This is a genomic window from Kitasatospora sp. NPDC057500 (assembly GCF_042802195.1).
Classification (GTDB): domain Bacteria; phylum Actinomycetota; class Actinomycetes; order Streptomycetales; family Streptomycetaceae; genus Kitasatospora.
Genome location: NZ_JBHVER010000059.1, coordinates 1 through 14,841, shown reverse-complemented (window position 1 = coordinate 14,841; position 14,841 = coordinate 1). Strand labels below are relative to the sequence as shown.

General features: G+C 70.2%; 16 protein-coding genes. 5 read left to right on the top strand and 11 right to left on the bottom strand.

The features are described 5' to 3' along the window. The first annotated feature begins 164 nt into the window (after nt 1-164). Nucleotides 165-299 (top strand): hypothetical protein, encoded by a 135-nt coding sequence (locus ACFU74_RS15465; protein WP_380756651.1) that lies wholly within the window; start codon nt 165-167, stop codon nt 297-299. Nucleotides 300-365: 66 nt separating this feature from the next. Continuing rightward, nucleotides 366-677 (top strand): hypothetical protein, encoded by a 312-nt coding sequence (locus ACFU74_RS15460; protein ID WP_380756649.1) that lies wholly within the window; start codon nt 366-368, stop codon nt 675-677. A gap of 106 nt (nt 678-783) precedes the next feature. On the opposite strand, the gene ACFU74_RS15455 is transcribed toward ACFU74_RS15460, so the two are convergent. Next, nucleotides 784-1,230 carry a GNAT family N-acetyltransferase gene (locus tag ACFU74_RS15455; protein WP_380756647.1) on the bottom strand — a complete coding sequence of 149 codons (447 nt, stop codon included), beginning with the start codon at nt 1,228-1,230 and terminating at the stop codon, nt 784-786. Nucleotides 1,231-1,348: 118 nt separating this feature from the next. Here ACFU74_RS15455 and ACFU74_RS15450 point away from each other — a divergent pair, with 118 nt between their 5' ends. After that, nucleotides 1,349-2,410 carry a phosphotransferase enzyme family protein gene (locus ACFU74_RS15450; protein WP_380756645.1) on the top strand — a complete coding sequence of 354 codons (1,062 nt, stop codon included), beginning with the start codon at nt 1,349-1,351 and terminating at the stop codon, nt 2,408-2,410. Between the two features lie 27 nt (nt 2,411-2,437). Here ACFU74_RS15450 and ACFU74_RS15445 read toward each other — a convergent pair whose 3' ends face one another. From ACFU74_RS15445 to ACFU74_RS15420, 6 genes are all read right to left on the bottom strand, one after another. Then, the gene (locus ACFU74_RS15445) at nt 2,438-3,763 is read right to left on the bottom strand and encodes a TfuA-like protein (RefSeq protein WP_380756643.1); all 1,326 of its coding nucleotides are present in this window, start codon (nt 3,761-3,763) and stop codon (nt 2,438-2,440) included. After that, entirely contained in the window at nt 3,760-4,935 is a 1,176-nt protein-coding gene (locus ACFU74_RS15440; RefSeq protein ID WP_380756640.1) for a YcaO-like family protein, read from the bottom strand. The genes ACFU74_RS15445 and ACFU74_RS15440 overlap by 4 nt, the downstream gene beginning before the upstream one ends. A 117-nt stretch (nt 4,936-5,052) precedes the next feature. Then, nucleotides 5,053-5,211: a hypothetical protein gene (locus ACFU74_RS15435; RefSeq protein ID WP_350884747.1), complete on the bottom strand. Its 159-nt coding sequence runs from the start codon at nt 5,209-5,211 to the stop codon at nt 5,053-5,055. 22 nt (nt 5,212-5,233) lie between these two features. After that, nucleotides 5,234-5,851 carry a hypothetical protein gene (locus tag ACFU74_RS15430; protein WP_380756637.1) on the bottom strand — a complete coding sequence of 206 codons (618 nt, stop codon included), beginning with the start codon at nt 5,849-5,851 and terminating at the stop codon, nt 5,234-5,236. An 11-nt stretch (nt 5,852-5,862) separates the two neighbouring features. Next, nucleotides 5,863-6,501, bottom strand: coding sequence for a hypothetical protein (locus ACFU74_RS15425; RefSeq protein WP_380756635.1), 639 nt, complete (start codon nt 6,499-6,501; stop codon nt 5,863-5,865). A 45-nt stretch (nt 6,502-6,546) separates the two neighbouring features. Beyond that, nucleotides 6,547-6,762, bottom strand: coding sequence for a hypothetical protein (locus tag ACFU74_RS15420; RefSeq protein ID WP_380756633.1), 216 nt, complete (start codon nt 6,760-6,762; stop codon nt 6,547-6,549). A gap of 164 nt (nt 6,763-6,926) precedes the next feature. Here ACFU74_RS15420 and ACFU74_RS15415 point away from each other — a divergent pair, with 164 nt between their 5' ends. After that, complete coding sequence (locus tag ACFU74_RS15415) at nt 6,927-8,273, top strand: transcriptional regulator (RefSeq protein WP_380756631.1); 1,347 nt, start codon at nt 6,927-6,929, stop codon at nt 8,271-8,273. A 34-nt stretch (nt 8,274-8,307) separates the two neighbouring features. On the opposite strand, the gene ACFU74_RS15410 is transcribed toward ACFU74_RS15415, so the two are convergent. Continuing rightward, nucleotides 8,308-9,222: a hypothetical protein gene (locus tag ACFU74_RS15410; RefSeq protein WP_380756629.1), complete on the bottom strand. Its 915-nt coding sequence runs from the start codon at nt 9,220-9,222 to the stop codon at nt 8,308-8,310. Nucleotides 9,223-9,831: 609 nt separating this feature from the next. Here ACFU74_RS15410 and ACFU74_RS15405 point away from each other — a divergent pair. Beyond that, the gene (locus ACFU74_RS15405; protein ID WP_380756627.1) at nt 9,832-11,106 is read left to right on the top strand and encodes a hypothetical protein; all 1,275 of its coding nucleotides are present in this window, start codon (nt 9,832-9,834) and stop codon (nt 11,104-11,106) included. A 221-nt stretch (nt 11,107-11,327) separates the two neighbouring features. Here the strand turns inward: ACFU74_RS15405 and ACFU74_RS15400 are convergent, their stop codons facing one another. From ACFU74_RS15400 to ACFU74_RS15390, 3 genes are all read right to left on the bottom strand, one after another. Then, nucleotides 11,328-12,260, bottom strand: coding sequence for a ParB N-terminal domain-containing protein (locus ACFU74_RS15400; protein ID WP_380756625.1), 933 nt, complete (start codon nt 12,258-12,260; stop codon nt 11,328-11,330). 112 nt (nt 12,261-12,372) lie between these two features. Beyond that, nucleotides 12,373-14,142 (bottom strand): relaxase/mobilization nuclease domain-containing protein, encoded by a 1,770-nt coding sequence (locus ACFU74_RS15395; RefSeq protein WP_380756622.1) that lies wholly within the window; start codon nt 14,140-14,142, stop codon nt 12,373-12,375. Beyond that, nucleotides 14,139-14,714: a plasmid mobilization protein gene (locus ACFU74_RS15390; protein WP_380756689.1), complete on the bottom strand. Its 576-nt coding sequence runs from the start codon at nt 14,712-14,714 to the stop codon at nt 14,139-14,141. The genes ACFU74_RS15395 and ACFU74_RS15390 overlap by 4 nt, the downstream gene beginning before the upstream one ends. Between the last annotated feature and the right edge of the window lie 127 nt (nt 14,715-14,841).

The window sequence follows — 14,841 nt, the reverse complement described above, 5'->3', positions numbered from 1 at the left end:
GCCGCGCTCGGGTGCAACGGTCCCACCCACTTGTGGGGACTCTGGCGGCCTCAGAAGCCGTGTCTTTCCGAGCGTGATGGGCGCGTTTCCGCTGGTCAGGGATGGGACCAGCGCTTCGGCGGCAGAGATGAGGTTTCGTTTCGACTCTTTGGTGGAGGTATGGGGTGCCGTCGGTGATGGGGCTGCTGGAGGAACGTGAGCGGGTCGCCCGGCAGCGGGTGGAGGCACTTCAGGCCGGGCTGTGGGAGGCGAAGGCCGCGTGGGAGCGGCTCGTCATTGCCCGCGAGACGGTGGCCTAGGTCCTGACGGAGCCTCGCGAAGACGAGATGGTTCGGCCGGTCGTGACGGTCGGCGAACGGCCGCCTGTGAGCAACAGCAACCTGTCGGCCGGCGACAACAACACGCTGACCGTGACCAACAACAACGTGGACCAGCAGGCTCTCACCGATCTGGTGGCCTGCCTGCGCGCGATCGCTCCCCAGCTCGGGCTCGAAGGCCTGGACGCCCAGGACTTCGCCGACGACGTCGACGCCCTCGAACGAAACGGCCACGACCTTGAGCAGGGCGGCAGGCGCTGGCGGGGCGTCAAACGCATCGTCCTCGGCGCCCTCACCAACGCTGCCGCCTCTGCGGCCGTCGCCCAAACGCTCGAACTCGGGGCTGCCATCTACCCGTAGATCCAACACTAGGAGTTCGTTCAGGAGAGCAGCAGGAACACGAAGGCGGCCAGGACCGTGGCGTCCGGCGTCATTTCGTAGGCCGAGGCCGTAGCCGCCGATTCCCTTACGGGGAAGAGAAATACATCGCTCGGGTATTGGGTGTGAAGCCGAGGCTTCGGTACAGGGGTTCGGCATCGTCGGTGGTGTGCAGGTTAATCACTGCGCACCCCTGTTGGCGGAGCCAGTGGACGAGGGCGACGGTGACCAGGCGGCCCCAGCCGTTGCGTCGGAAGGCCGGCTCGGTGACGACGAGGTGGATGTGGCCGGTGAGTCCGTCGTGGCGGGGGCTGGGGAGGGCCTGGTGGGTGGTGCCGAGGGCGGCGGAGGCCAGGCCGCCGGCGGGGTTGTCGATGACGAAGGCGGCCATCTGGGCGCCGTCCGCGAGGCCGTGACGCAGGTGGTCGCGGAGGCGGTCCTGCCACGCGGTGCCGTCTGTGGATTTGCGGAGCAACGCGGCTCGCATGCGTGCGAGTTCGGCTGCATCGGCGGCGGTGGCGGGGCGGACGTTCACGGGTGGCTCCTCGGGTGAGCGGAGGGCGGGTCTCTGTTTGTGGGAAGTGCGGGAGCGCCGGGCGCGTGATGGATAGGCTGGCACCGGCCGTCGTGAATGCCCCGCTCTGGGAGTACTTGTGCCTTCTTCCTCCTCTTCCCCGTCGCCCGGCGAGGTCTCTGCCGAGCAGATCACCGACGCGCTCGCCGAGCAGTACGGCCTGCACGACGCCTCGGTGACCGTGATCCCGTTGGGGACGGAGACGGACAACTTCGCCGCCGAGACCGAGAGGGGGCGGCTCTTCGTGAAGGCGTACCCGCGGCGGGCGAAGCTGGACGTGATGGCCGGGCGGATCACCGTGTCGGAGCTGGGTCGTTCGGCCGGGAGCCCGTTCCCCGCAATGCACCCGGACCTGGGGGGACGCAGCATCGCCCGACATGGCGAGGTCGCGGCCTCACTGTGGGACTGGGTGGACGGCGCCTCGCTGGAACTGCCGTACACGCCTGTCCACGGTGAGCAGATCGGGGATGCGCTCGGCCGGCTGCACAACGTGCTGGCGGACCATCCGCGCGAGGGCTTCAAGGCGAACACGAACCACTGGTGGTCCCACCGGGGCGATGCCCTGCAGGACCGCGGCCGGGAGCTCCTGGCGCTGATCGACGCCGCGCCCGAGCAGGACGCCGACGACCTGGCCCGACGCACGGAGGTCGAGGAGCGGATCGCCCAACTGGGCTCCCTGGCCGAGTTGCAGGCTGGATTGCCGCAGTCCCCGCGCGAGCAGATCGTGCACTTCGACGCGACCGGCGCCAACCTGCTCTGGGACAGCAGGGACCAGCTTGTCGGCGTGATCGACATTCAGGCCCGAATCGCTTTCCCAACCTGGGAGTTGGGCCGTGCGGCCTTCGAACCGTTCACAGTGGCGGAGTCCCCGGACTGGCGGAAGTCCGCGGTCGCGGCCGTGACCGCGTATGCGGAGCACGTGCCGGCGGAAGTCCGGCCGGAGCTTGTGTACGCGGCGCGGATGGCTCTGCTGCACAACCTGACCTCCTGGTTCGGCGTGGACGCCCTGTACGGGGAGAACCAGCTGCCGGGCCGGGGGATCTACGAGCGGTTCTGGCACCTGCGGACGGTGGCGGCCCGCCGGATGCTGGCCGAGCTGGCGGACATCGAGGCCGAGCTGGCGGACGCGGTCGGTGCCTGACGAGCCGGGGCCACGACGGCAGCGTGGTCATCCCGTCGCCGCCCTGCTGTACAGGTAGAAGGCGCGGGCGACCTCCACGGCCCCGGCGAAGTCGCGGAACGCCCGGTCGCGGGCAGCCGCGTCGAGGGCGGTCCCGGTTGCACCATCGGCCAGCCCCCAGACGTCGCGCAGGTGCCGACCGAGGCGGTCCGGGTCGAGGTGGGCGGTGGTCCGCCGCGGGTCGGCTGCTGCGACGGCCGCGTTGAAGCGGAACGCGGCAGCTATAGCGGCGGCGGTCGGCTCGGCGTCCTGGAGGAGCCGTTGGGCCGCCTCGTCCCAGGTGGCCGGCCACGCGGTCCAGGCGCCGTCGAGCCGGGCGGACCTGACCATGATCCGCAGCAGGGCTTCGTCCGGGTCGAGGAGGAGTTCGGCCGGGGTGAGCCAGTAGGCGGCCTGTGCCTGTGTGAGGTGGGTGAGGTGGAGGCCCTGCTCGGCGGCAGTTCTGATCGCCGCCATGTCGAGCAGGGCTTCGTCCGCGGTGGCGGGGCTTCCACCGATCGTGGCCACGACGTGCCTTCGCCAACGATCGGGGAAGCCGGGGTCGTACAGCTGCTGGTACTGGAGGGCGGCGAGGACCGGCATGCCGTGCGGTCCTGGCCGGTATGCGGAGGTCCAGTAGCGTACGAAGCTGGTCGGCCACGGCTCGTGCCGCCACCCATCCTGTTCCAGCGCGGGCGGGGAACCTTCAGCGAGCAGCCGGAGAGCGGTCTCGGCGTCCTCGCGCTTCAGGTCGTACGGGTTGGTCCGGCGCCAGAGGTTCACCCGGTCGTACAGGTCGGTCAGGTGCGCGGTCCGGGTGGCCTGGCCGATGGCCGGCCAGGAGCGCCGGTCGTAGGGCAGGTCGCGGGCGATGGCGAGGAGGGAGACGGCCTCGTCGGCGGTGATCAGGCCGGTGGCTGCGCAACGGGCGAGCGCGGTGCGGATGTTGACCAGGGCCTCGGACAGTGGTTCGCCCGTGGGGCTGTGCAGGACGGCCACCTCGTCGTCGGCGTCCAGTACGCCGGTGAGGTAGTCCCGATAGATCGAGCCGACGCCGTGCATGCCGTAGGGCGCGAGTTCGGCGGCTCGCAGGGCACCCATGCTGGCGGCGCCGACGACGGTGGTCCCGGCAGCGAGCACTGCGAGGATCTCCTTGTGCCGTACGGGGGCGCTCTGGTGCCACAGCCCGTCGATGATGACGACGGTGTCCTCCGGGGAGGGGGCGAGGGCGAGGAGGTCTCCGTGTCGGGCCGGCGGGTGGCAGTGGGCGTGCGGAAGGATCGCGCGGATGCCCGTGGCGGGGATGGTGGGACCGGCGAAGACGTGGATGGTCATGCCGCGATCTCCTGCGGGCGGGGGACGGTGTGCCGGGATCCGTAGCGCAAGCCGGGCGCGAGGACCTTGACCACGGAGAACTCGGTGCGGGCGTACGGTCCCCAGGTGAGGTCGACGACGAGGGGTTCGGCTTGAGTTGCGGCGGCCACGATGCCGGCCAGGTGCTGGGCTTCCTCGTGGTCGTGGTCCGACTGCGGCGGAAGGTACTCGCAGACAGCCCGGTCCCACGGTTCGCCCGGGTCGGGTGATCGTACGGGCCCGAGGTGGGTGCGGCCGGGTCGGTGGACGGCGGCGGGGATGTCCTCTCGGCTTCCGGCGATCTGGGTGAGGCGGGACTGTGCGGCCTCGGTGATCGCCCGGGCCAGCGCGACCGCGGGGTCGCGGTGGGCTCCGGTGCCGCTCACCAGGGTGACGGGCTGGTCCTCGCGCCACAGGTAGCAGGCCATCACGGGGATGTCGTAGCGGTTGGGCAGGTGCCACAGCTCGACCCAGACACGGGCGGCTGCCAGCCGGTCGAGCAGGTGGTGGCAGTGCTCTTCGGCGACGGACGCCGGGTCGATGCGCTCGGCTCGCGGGCCGCAGCCGTCGGCGAGGTCGCTGACGACGTCGCGTTCGATCAGCTCGTACAGGGCGTGGGCGAGTGCCTCGGCGCGGGTGTTGCCGGAGGCGAGCCCGTTGGTGGAGGCGCTGGGCAGGTGCATCCGCCAGCCGGTGTGGGCCTGGCGGCCGAGCTGGACGCAGGCTGCCGGGACAAGGGCTGGGGTGCCGTCCAGTGCGGAGCGGGCGGGGATCCAGTCCAGCGTCGTGTGGTCGGTCAGCAGGCTGCCGGCATGCTGTTCGAACGAGGTCACGCTGTAGGGCAGGATCAGGCCTCGGGCCGGGGCCTGGGAGACCGCGACTGCTGGCAGGGCGTGTTCGCCGTGCCAGGCTTCGATCGCTTCCATGGCGCCCGAGACGCGGGCGGCGTCCAGAGTCGTCCCCTTCCCCTGGGCGACGGCCAGGGTGCGGGCGAGGGGCCGGACGGCCATGGTGACGGGGATGCCGATGGTGTCCAGCCCGGTGACGTCGGCGACACGGGTGATGCCGTACGTGCCGAGCAGGGGCTTGATGTCCTGCCAGGTGTCCACCGGGTGCCGGGTGCGGTGGGTGCCCGCGAAGTACGTCTTGCGCATCGCTCTCCTCGTGGGGGGGGACGGCGGTGCCCGGCCGCCGCGCTCAGGTCATGGGAGCGTCGGCAGCCGGGCACCGGGTCGGCCCGACCGTCAAGCGGTCAGGCGGTCAGGCGGCGGCTACAGGCCCGGCTGCTGGTAGACGTGGGTGTCGGGGAAGGCGGAGTCCGGCACGGACGGGTCGCCGCCGACGTTCTGCGGCAGGTCGCCGTCGGCGTGCAGCTCGGCGACGAAGTCAGCCGGGTCGATCTGCGGGGTGACGTGCTCGATGTTGGGCACGGTGCCTCCTTCTGGGAGTGGGTTACTGCCGCACCGAGAGGTCGGTGAAGCAGATGGTGATCAGCACCTCGCGCGACTGGGAGTCGAGCGGGGTACGCCAGTGGGGGATTCGGCTTCCGTCGAATCCGGTGAGGGCTCGGTGGCGGATCGGGAACTCCTCGCCACCAGCCGGGTAGGGGGTGTCGGCGAGCCGGTCGGCGACCTGCCGCGTGTCCAGCCAGCGCAGGTTGGGCAGCCAGCCCATCGCCCCGAGGCCCGGGGTGAGGCCGCAGCTGAAGGTGATGCCGCACTTGCCGTCGTCGCGGTGCGCGTGCATGTAGTCGCCGGGGCTGTAGAACTTCAGGCCGTAGCGGATCGGCGTCAGCCGGGCCCGGCCGGTGGCCTCGCCGGCGACCTCGGCGAGGGCCTTGGACATCGCGAGGGTGGTGAGCGCCCTGCCGCCGGGGTGGACCTTGCAGCGCTGAGGGGACGTGATCGAGCCGTCCCGCATCACCAACAGGCCCGCCCGCTGATTGTGCCGCACCACCGCGTGCGGCACGCACTGCTCGGCCTCGGCCGCGATCTCGTCCCAGAGCCCGGAATCGATCGCATCGGCGGGTACCTCGGCCCGGCCTTCGGCCAGCCATGTCTGGCGGAGCATCGCCGGCCCCTTCACAGGTCCATGTAGGAGAGCGTCGCGAGCAGGTCCGTGCCGCCGGGGTGCCGCTGCCGCCAGTGCGGCACGTTGTAGCCAGCGAACGCCCTGACCGAGCCGTCCGCGTACGGGTGGCTCAGCTCGGTGAAGTCCTCGCCCTCGGGGAACAGACCGTGCTCGGCGACGACCTCGGCGAGCCGGTCCGGGTGGGCGTCGCACAGGCCGGGCGCCCAGCCCATGGCGGGCAGGTCCTTGGTGAGCGCAATACCGACCGTGACGGTGGCCTTCACTGTGTCCGTGTGCAGGCCCTGGAAGTCGCCCTTGCGGTAGACGACGACCGCACCGCCGCGCGGCACCAGCCGACTGAGACCGGTCGCCTCGCGCAGCGCCGTCAGCAGGTGCTTGTCGTAGGCCAGCCGCTCCAACTCGGGCCCTGCCGGGAGGAAACCGCAGTGAACGGGGGAAGCGAAAGACCCGTCCCGGTGGGCGGTGGCCTCCTCACGGATGTACGGGGTGGCCAGGTCGAGGCGGGCCAGGGTTTCGGCTTGGATCACCTCGAAGCGGGTCTTCTCCAGGACACCTGGCAGGACCACGGTGCCGGTCTCCTTCCAGGCCGTCGGGGCCGGGGAGCGTTCGGTCGGTGGAGCTGTGCTCATCGCTTCTCCTGTTCTGCTCGTGTGTTCCACTCGGGGCTGGCCGTGTCAGGCGGCCGGTTCGTGGTCGGGCAGGGACAGTCCCGGCGCTGCCAAACGCGGGTTGTCGCTGCCGAGCTGGTGCTCTGCGGCGAGCCCGAGCAGCGCGAGGACGGCGAGGTGGCCGAGCCCCCAGAGCGTGGTGAGCGCCGTCCCCATCGGGTCGTGCTGCGCGCCCCGGCGCCTGCTGCGGCGGGCCGGGTACCGGCGTTCGGCTGCGTCCATGACTCCCTCCCCTGTTGCCCTCCTCCGGTCGGTGGCGGCGGGTCCAGAGTCGCGGCGCTGCGGCATGTCCAGGAACGTTTCTGGGGGGTTTCTCGTCGACACGGCCCGCGCTACGGCGGGTAGCAGTACGCTCACCAACAGGTCTTGCATCAACGGGGGTTGAGATGAGCGCGGACGTTCTGGCGGCCCACCCACTGACCCACCTGCTGCGGTTGCGCGGATGGGGAAAGATCCAGTTCGCGCGCATAATGTGCGATCACGGCGCCTCGCTGAAGATCAACCTGGCGACCAACCGGACGCTGGTCTGGAAGTGGGAGCAGGGCCAGGAACCCGAACCGGATGCGCAGTACGTTCTGGCCGATCTGCTGGGGGTCAATCCCCGTACCCTGATTGCCAATCCGTGGCCGCAGTGGCTTCCTGTCTGGGAGGTGACCGGCGTCACGGCGCCGTGGACGAAGGCCGGTACCGTGGACGTACTGGTGGAACTGGTCAGGAGTGGTCATATGGATCGGCGGGGCTTTCTCACCATCACCGGGGCCGCCATGGCCACCGTCGCCGCGAGCTGGGCCTCGGCCTCGCCCGCCTTCGCCTCCGCTCTGAACGGCGACCAGGTGACCGACTCCATGGTCGACACCCTCGAAGCCCGTGTCGCCACCCTCCAGACCCTGGACGCCCAGATGGGCGGCGCCCGCCTCATCGAACAGGCCCGCGGCGACCTGGCGATCATCACCACCCTGCTCAAGCAGGGTCGCCACACCGAAGCCGTCGAGGCCCGCATGTACGGGCTGGCCGCCCAGGTCAACTACATCGCCGGCTGGATGGCCTACGACAGCGGCCTGCGCTCAGCTGGCCAGCAGTACTACCTCGGCGCCCTGCGCGCCGCCAAGACCGTCGGCGACGACGCCCTCGGTGCCTTCCTGCTGGCCGAGATGGGCGTCCACCTCTCCGACGCCGGCAACCCGGCCGAGCGCGTCGCCCAAGTCGAGACCGCGCTCGCCAACACCCCCTCGACGATGCAGCCCGGCGTCCGCAGCTACCTCGAACTCCACCACGCCGAGAGCCTCTCCCGCGACGGCCGGCACCAGAAGGCCGGCTCCGCCCTCAACCGCGCCCACGACCTCTGGTCCAGGAACGGCGGCGACCAGCTCCCGCCCTGGCTCTCCTGGTACGGCGACGCCCAGCTCAGCTCCACCGAGGGCAAGATCATGCTCCGCGCCGGCCAGGTCGAGCGCGCCACCAGCGCCCTCGCCTCCTCCATCGACCACGCTGTCCCCCGCGACCAGGCCGTCCGATCAGGCCGCCTCGCCACCGCCCGCCTCGCCGGCAAGGACCTCGACGGCGCCCTCGACGCCGCCAACTGCGGCCTCGGCCTCCTCGAAACCAAGGTCCACTCCCTCCGCGCGGTCAACCGCCTCACCAAGTTCGACGGCTACCTCAAGCCGCACGCGGCCGAGCCCGCCGTCGCCGAGTTCCGCGAGCGCCTGCGCGCGCTGCCCGCCATGGCGGCGTGACCGTTGCCGACTCGGTGACGCTGGGCCCGCAGCGTTACCGGGCTGCCGCCAGGCTGCCCAGGTGCAGGCCAGCGGTCCTGGCGGCGCGCAAGGCTTCCTTAGCGCGGGCCGCGCCGCTGTGGGTGACCGCCTCGCCCCCGCCGACGCCGACCGTTCGCGCACCGAGGCCCGCGCACGCCCGGCAGATCCCCGGCTGGGGCATCGGGTCGTGGCACTTCGCGCACTCGGCGTACCGGGCCGCTGCGGGCCGCACGACGGGCTGAACAGGCGGCATCTTGCGCTCCAGCCGGTAACGGAGCACCGCGACCGCCGAGTGCAACGGGACGGGCAGGCCAGGCAGCAGGGCCTGGGCGAGGTCGGCTTGGGTCGCGCCGCGCTCCAACCACCGTGCGACGAGGGGTGCGAGTTCCTCGGCTTCGGCCTGGCCGAGCCGCAGGCGCGGCTCGGGACGGATCACCCGAAACAGGGTGGCAACCGCCTCGCCGAGCTGCTCGTCAGTCTCCTCCTCGAAGTCTTCCTTCCGCCCTCCCGTCCTCGCCTGCGGCTCGTCGGCGAGGACCGGCTCGACGGTCTGCTCGGTAGGGAAGGAGGGTTCTTTCACCAGGTCCTTTGGAAGGGCGTCAGGACCGCCGGTGGTCGCTTCACCGGAGGCCGGACGGGTGGCACCCGGTGGCACCGTGAGCTGCGGGGTGTCGTAGACGTGGGTCTCGGTGATGATCGTGCCGTCGGGCATGCGGGTCTTCTCGACCCGGTAGAAGCCCGCCTCGGCCAGCTCCTTCAAAGCCTTGCGGATGGCACCGCGCCCCTGGGGGCTGGTGTCGGCCATGTGCCGGCCGTCCTCGCGCCAGCCGTCGGGGCGGGAGAGGAGGTCCGCGAGCAGACCGCGGGCGGTGTAGGAGAGCCGTCGGTACTGCAGGACGGCGTTGGGCAGCACGGTGAAGTTGCGCACGTGGGCGCTACGATGGACACGCATTGGGAGTTCTGGCTCCTGTTGCCGGACCCCGGAGCGTTGGCGCGCTGCCGGGGTCACCTGTTTTCGGTTGGACCACGGAACGTAGCACACGTACGGGCGGAAGATCGAAGCATCGCGAGCGATCACGATCACACTCTGCGGCCAATGCTGGAAGGGGACTTGGCACGTCGCTCTCGATGGCCGCCACCGACTGGTTGCAGCCCCGGTGCCGGTCAGGCCAGGCTCCGCACCGCGCCGACAGGTGACCCACCAGGGTCGGGTCCCATAACCGATCGAACGACTCCCACCCCGCTCGTCCCCACTGCTGTCGCGAGCGGCAGTGAGACCAGTGGAAGCGAGGTCGTGCTCCCGCCATGCGTGTTCTGTAGCAACTCCAGCCGTGTTGGGCCGCACTGGTCCTGAATCTCACCGGCGGATCCGCTCGGCAACGGGTTACCAGCATGCAGTGCCATGTGTCTTCATCCTCAGAGTGATCCGAACACCGGATGGCTAGGACGGTGATCTTGCGCGGAATCCAGGTGTCGCGGTAGTTGTCCGTTGGATACGCTCAGTCGATCTGTGCCAAGCAGGGAGGATCAACCAGGAATGATGCGCGAGTACGAGCGGTTCATGGGGCTAGCGGCGGAGCTAATGCGAGCAGCTCTGGACTCATGGCGTGCTGGCAACAGGCGCTTCGCTGTCCTGCATGCGGGGATGGGATGTGAGCATGCACTCAAGGCCGTCCTGTGCAAGGTTGACCCTACCTTCATCTCCGACCGCTCAGATCGCGCGTTCAAGTTCCACGCCCATGGATTCGGTGACCAGCCAGGTGTCCCCCCACTTATTCAAGGAAGGACCATCGGCCTCGCGGACTCGTTCAAGGACGCCTCAGTGGTTATGCAGGGGCGCATGCCGGTATCCTTGCAGGATTTCAATCAGGTAATAGATGACCGGAACGGCGTCGCCCACTCCGCATACCACGTGGAGGATCGCGCAGGGAAGACACTCTCGGTTGCCATTAAGGTTGCCGAGGCCACGCGCAAGCATCTATCTGTGCCGTCTTCCGATTTCTGGGGAGACTACGAGCTCGTCTTTGGCGATCTCGCCCAGGTTGCTTCGCTTGCCGCTGTAGGTGGTGGGGCAGCAGCTTCCAACATGGAGGAGGCCGCAGAAACCTTGGCCAGGACAGAAGCCGCGTATGCGGTAGATGCCGTGGTTCCAGTCGTGACCTCGATCGTCAGTACGCTCCCTCGGTGGGGCTCAATGCGTCGCAGCAAGGACCATCAGCGCGAGATCACTGAGTCCGTCCTCCGGGCATCAGTCTGCACAGCACTCAGCGCGGTCAGCCGGCGAGCGCAGCAGGCCGCGGAGGCGCTCCTTGCTGAACACGGGCTGCTGCCACTTCCACCCGAGCCGCACGTTCCGTGGCCCCGAGGACTTTCTGGCAGGGCGTGGCTCAACGAAGTCATTAGAGTCGAGCAGCCGCGCCGGACACAAGCTGCGAATGTCCTGACTGTGCGGCTCCTTGTCAGCAGAGCCGTCACCGAAGCCTTCTTCGGGGCACTCCGGCCAAATATCCCCGAGGGGTTCGACAAAACTCCGACAGAGCGTGGATGGTACATAGGCGTCACGCAGCCATCTGCTGAGGCGGAGATTGTGTTTGACTGCCCAGGTTGTTCGACTCCAGGAATGACTGGCGAGCTTCAAGGACAGCTCGAATTTGATGATTGCGGCTGCGCCGACTACTGCAGCCACCCAGAGAGGACACGAACTACTGCCCGCTTCGAACGCCTACACTGTCCGGCCTGCTCACTGACGCTTACCGATCCCCACGAAATCGAGGCTGCCGGCTTCGAGCTTTCCATGGATTGGGATGAATGATCAAGGTCGATATATCAAGAACCCATCGATCCTGAACCGATTCACGCGATCGACAGGGCCAACCCGTGAATTAACCAGAGAGAACACGGAAAGGGCCAAAATTATGACCGCACCACAGGTCGTAAACAGGCAGTCTCGGCGGCCTTTTCCCGGAGAACTTAATGGCATTTCCCCGGAAATCCACTGCGGATTTTCCGGAAAGCCTCGTGCTGGGCGTCGGATCAGTCTCGACCGGTGAGCGAGGCGCCAGCTTCGCGGGCGAGGAGGTGCTCGGCAAGGGCCTGCGTCTCGGGAACCAGGCCGTCGAGGACCTCGCGGGTGAAGGCGCTGTCGGGCCGGAGGGCGAGGCTGCGGATGGTGGCCCAGTGGTCGGCGATCAGGTGGAGTGCCTGCTGGGAGTGCTGGATGGCATCCTGGCGCTGGGTGTGGAAGTGGTCGGCGCGCTGGGCGGCCTCGGGCCAGTCGATGAGGCCGTCGTCGACCAGCTGAATGAAGGTCGGCTGGGTGTCGCCGTCGGCGGCGCGGACGGCGTCGGCCTGCTCGACCTGCGCGCGCAGCCGGTCCTCCTCCTGGCGGCGCTCGAATTCGGTGAGCGCCGCGGGCAGGTCGAGGTCGCCCTCGGTGACGCGTGCGGCGAGGTCGGGGGCTCGGTCGCGGAGAAGGTCGTACTGGGCCTGCTTGGCCTTGGCGTCGGCCTTGTTCTTGCGGGCCTGCTCGTAGGCGGCGTCCAGGCCCATCGCCCCGGTGATCACCGGACGGACGAGGCTTGGGGCGTACTTGATCACCGTGGTGGCAAGGGACACGCGGGCGGGGCTGATGCCGTAGGTGGCGGCGTCGGCTCGCGCGGAAGATTTCGAAGCTGAACGCTCCTTGGCGATGATCATGGCGCGCTGGCCCTGGGTGAGGTGGCGGCGTCGGACGTTGAGCGACCAGGCAACGTCGGCGGCGGGGGCATCGCCGGTGTAGGTGGTGAAGCGGGGTTCGACGCCGGCGAGCTTGCAGGCGGCGAGGCGGTTGCGGCCGTCCAGCAGGACGCCGTCGGTGTCGAGCAGGATGGGCTCGTACTGGCCGTCTTCCTTGATGCCCTGGGCGAGGTCGAGCAGGTCGGCCTCGTTCATGGTCGGGAACGTGGCGGTGAGGGGGTGGGCCTTCACATGGCTCCTTGAGCGGGTAGAGGTGCGGGTTGGCCGGTGCGGGCGCGCGACAGGTGCGCCTGCACCGGTGCGGTGGTGGGCCGGGCTGGTTGGCCCGGGCGAGGGCTGGTGGTTACCGCCTGGGGCGTCCCTCCCCAAGTGCGGGCGGCACCGGCGGCCTGGGCGGCTGCGTGGTCGCGGTCACCGCCGCAGTGGCGGGGCGGCCGGTGGTGCTCCTGGAGAGGGCGGCGTTGGTGCGACGCTCCTCCGGTGTGGTCGCCCGTGCGGGGGCTGGGAGGCGAGTGTCGCGACGGATGCGCCAGGTGAGGACGGCGGCGGGTGAGTCGGCGCTGGCGAGTTCGCGCCGTCCGGCGGCCTGGGCGAGCAGGGCATGGGGGTCGTGGCCGGCCGCTTCGGCCTGGGCGAGGGTGGCGGCGAGCGCCGCCCAGGTGTCCTCGGCGAGCAGGCGGGTGGCCTGGTCGGCGGGCAGCGCGCGGCGGAGCGCCGCTTCCTGCCGGTCCTGGACGACGGCGGGCAGGTGCCGGCCTTCGAGGGTGAGGTGGGCGAGCGGTTTGGCGGCGTGCCGGGCGTAGGCGGCGCGAAGGTGTGCCGCTGCGGCGTGGGCGGCTTCGGCCTGGCGTTGGTGGCCTTGGGCGGCGTGCCACTTGGCGATCACGATCGCGAGCAACACGAGGCTGGTCAGGATCGTGGCGGCGGCGGTGCCGTCCTCGCCCCGGCCCGAGGTGGGACCGGCGTGGAGGAGTTCGCGGGCGATGGAGCGCATCGCGCGCAGTTCGGCGTCGGCGGCGCGGGTGTGGGTGATGCGGGTGTATTCGAGGGCGCGGGCGGCCTGGTGGATCTCCTTCCTGCTGAGGGGCGGGCTGGTGGCGGCGAGCGTGTCGAGGACTTCGAGGCCGCCCCGGATCACTGCTTCCGCGCGGGCGGTGTCCTGCTCGTCGTCGAACACCGGGTAGACGCGTTCGACGGTGGTGCTGGCGTGGTGGCGTCCGGCGGCGGGCCGGGTGCTCCTCTCGGGTGTGGGGTGGGAGGGCTGGTCGATGCCGGCGGTGAAGCGCGCTTGGATCTTGGGCTGGGTGAGGTCGGAGGCGAGCTTGCTTCCGGAGAACCAGATCGGACCGCTGTCGTCGCCCGTGGGGAGGGCGAACTTGTAGCCGGTCACGTCGCCGGACGGCGCCCGGCGCACGCCGAGGAGGACGCCCTGCGCGGCGAGTCGGGCGGTGAACTCCTCCTCGTCCGCGGCCCCGGCCAAGGCTTGGCGGACGGCGGTGCGCAGGCGGTCGCGGTCGGTTCCCTCCCGGCCGAGGCGCTGGGCTTTGCGCAGTTCGGCGCCCGTGGCGCGCTTGGGGATGGCGTCCCGGTAGGCGCGGGTGCGGGTGTCGGAGAGGTCCTTGAGCCCGTACTGGCGCTCGATCCTGGTGAGTTCGGCCTCGACCTTGTACTGGTCCTCCCAGATGTCGGCCTGGGTGAGGTCGGCGCGGATCATCGTGGCCAGGATGTGGATGTGGTCGTCGGCGTGCCGGACGGCCACCCAGCGGCAGCCGTCCTCGTCGCCGTCCGGGGCGATGCCGGCGGCGGCCACGACCCGGCGGGCGATGTCGCCCCACTCCTCGTCGGTCAGGATCCGGTCGGTGGGGGCCGCGCGGACCGGTCGGTGGTAGACGTGCTTCGCGAACTTTCTCTTCGCCCGGTAGCGGACGACGTGGAGATCGAGGGCGTCCCTCAGCTGCCCGAGGGTCGCCGCCGGGTCGCGCCCCGGGTCCGGCGCGAAGCCGTCCCAGGACGCGACGATGTGCGGATCGGTGTGCTCGTGCTCCTCGCCGGGCCCGAACAGGTAGATCAGCGCGCCCATGGTGTTGCCGCCGCGGACCGGCTTGCTGATCAACTGCGGACGGCCTTCGCCAGGCGCGCGCCGACATGGTCGATGTCCGCCACCGCTTCGCGGACCGCGTTGGCCAGCACGGCCCCGGCGATGAAAGCGTCGCGGACGGGACCAGACTCCTGGGCGACGCCCATGTTGCCCAGGCGCGCGATCTGGTTGATGTTCCGGCCGATGCCCGCGAGCTGCGGACGGACCGCGACCAGCTCCTCGATCGCCGCGTCCAACTGCTCGTCACGAGACTCGGCGACGCCACCGTCTTCGGCCAGGGCCTTGCGGGCGATGTAGGCGGAGACCGAGATGCCACGCTCGCCTGCGCGTCGGCGGAGCACTGCGGCTTCGTCGGGGTTGAAGCGGACCGTGATCTTGTCGTTCTTCAGGTTCGCGGCGTCGCGGGTACGGCGCTTGTGCTTTCGGCGCTTCGCGGCGATCTCGGCAGCGCGCAGAGGTCGCGGAGCAACAGCGGTCTGCGCGCTGGTGGCGGTGGGCGAGGCTGCGGTGGCGGGCTTCTCCTCCCCCAGTACCGCGCCCTCGCGGTGCTGGGCCGGTGATGCCGCGGGCGCCCTCGCGCGCGCCATCACCGGCTGGCCCTCGCCCCCTCGGGCGAGGACCTCCGGCTGCGCCCCGCCGTAGGACGGGCGCCCCCCCCTGGTTTATGCGCGGGTGGGCGGGGGGGGGTGGCCACCCTTTCGGGGCCGCGCCCTT

Excerpts from the sequence above, each read along its gene's own strand:
- ACFU74_RS15445 (WP_380756643.1), bottom strand. The coding sequence starts at position 3,763 with ATGACCATCCACGTCTTCGCCGGTCCCACCATCCCCGCCACGGGCATC.
- ACFU74_RS15440 (WP_380756640.1), bottom strand. The coding sequence starts at position 4,935 with ATGCGCAAGACGTACTTCGCGGGCACCCACCGCACCCGGCACCCGGTG.
- ACFU74_RS15430 (WP_380756637.1), bottom strand. The coding sequence starts at position 5,851 with ATGCTCCGCCAGACATGGCTGGCCGAAGGCCGGGCCGAGGTACCCGCC.
- ACFU74_RS15425 (WP_380756635.1), bottom strand. The coding sequence starts at position 6,501 with ATGAGCACAGCTCCACCGACCGAACGCTCCCCGGCCCCGACGGCCTGG.
- ACFU74_RS15420 (WP_380756633.1), bottom strand. The coding sequence starts at position 6,762 with ATGGACGCAGCCGAACGCCGGTACCCGGCCCGCCGCAGCAGGCGCCGG.
- ACFU74_RS15415 (WP_380756631.1), top strand. The coding sequence starts at position 6,927 with ATGAGCGCGGACGTTCTGGCGGCCCACCCACTGACCCACCTGCTGCGG.
- ACFU74_RS15405 (WP_380756627.1), top strand. The coding sequence starts at position 9,832 with ATGATGCGCGAGTACGAGCGGTTCATGGGGCTAGCGGCGGAGCTAATG.
- ACFU74_RS15390 (WP_380756689.1), bottom strand. The coding sequence starts at position 14,714 with ATGGCGCGCGCGAGGGCGCCCGCGGCATCACCGGCCCAGCACCGCGAG.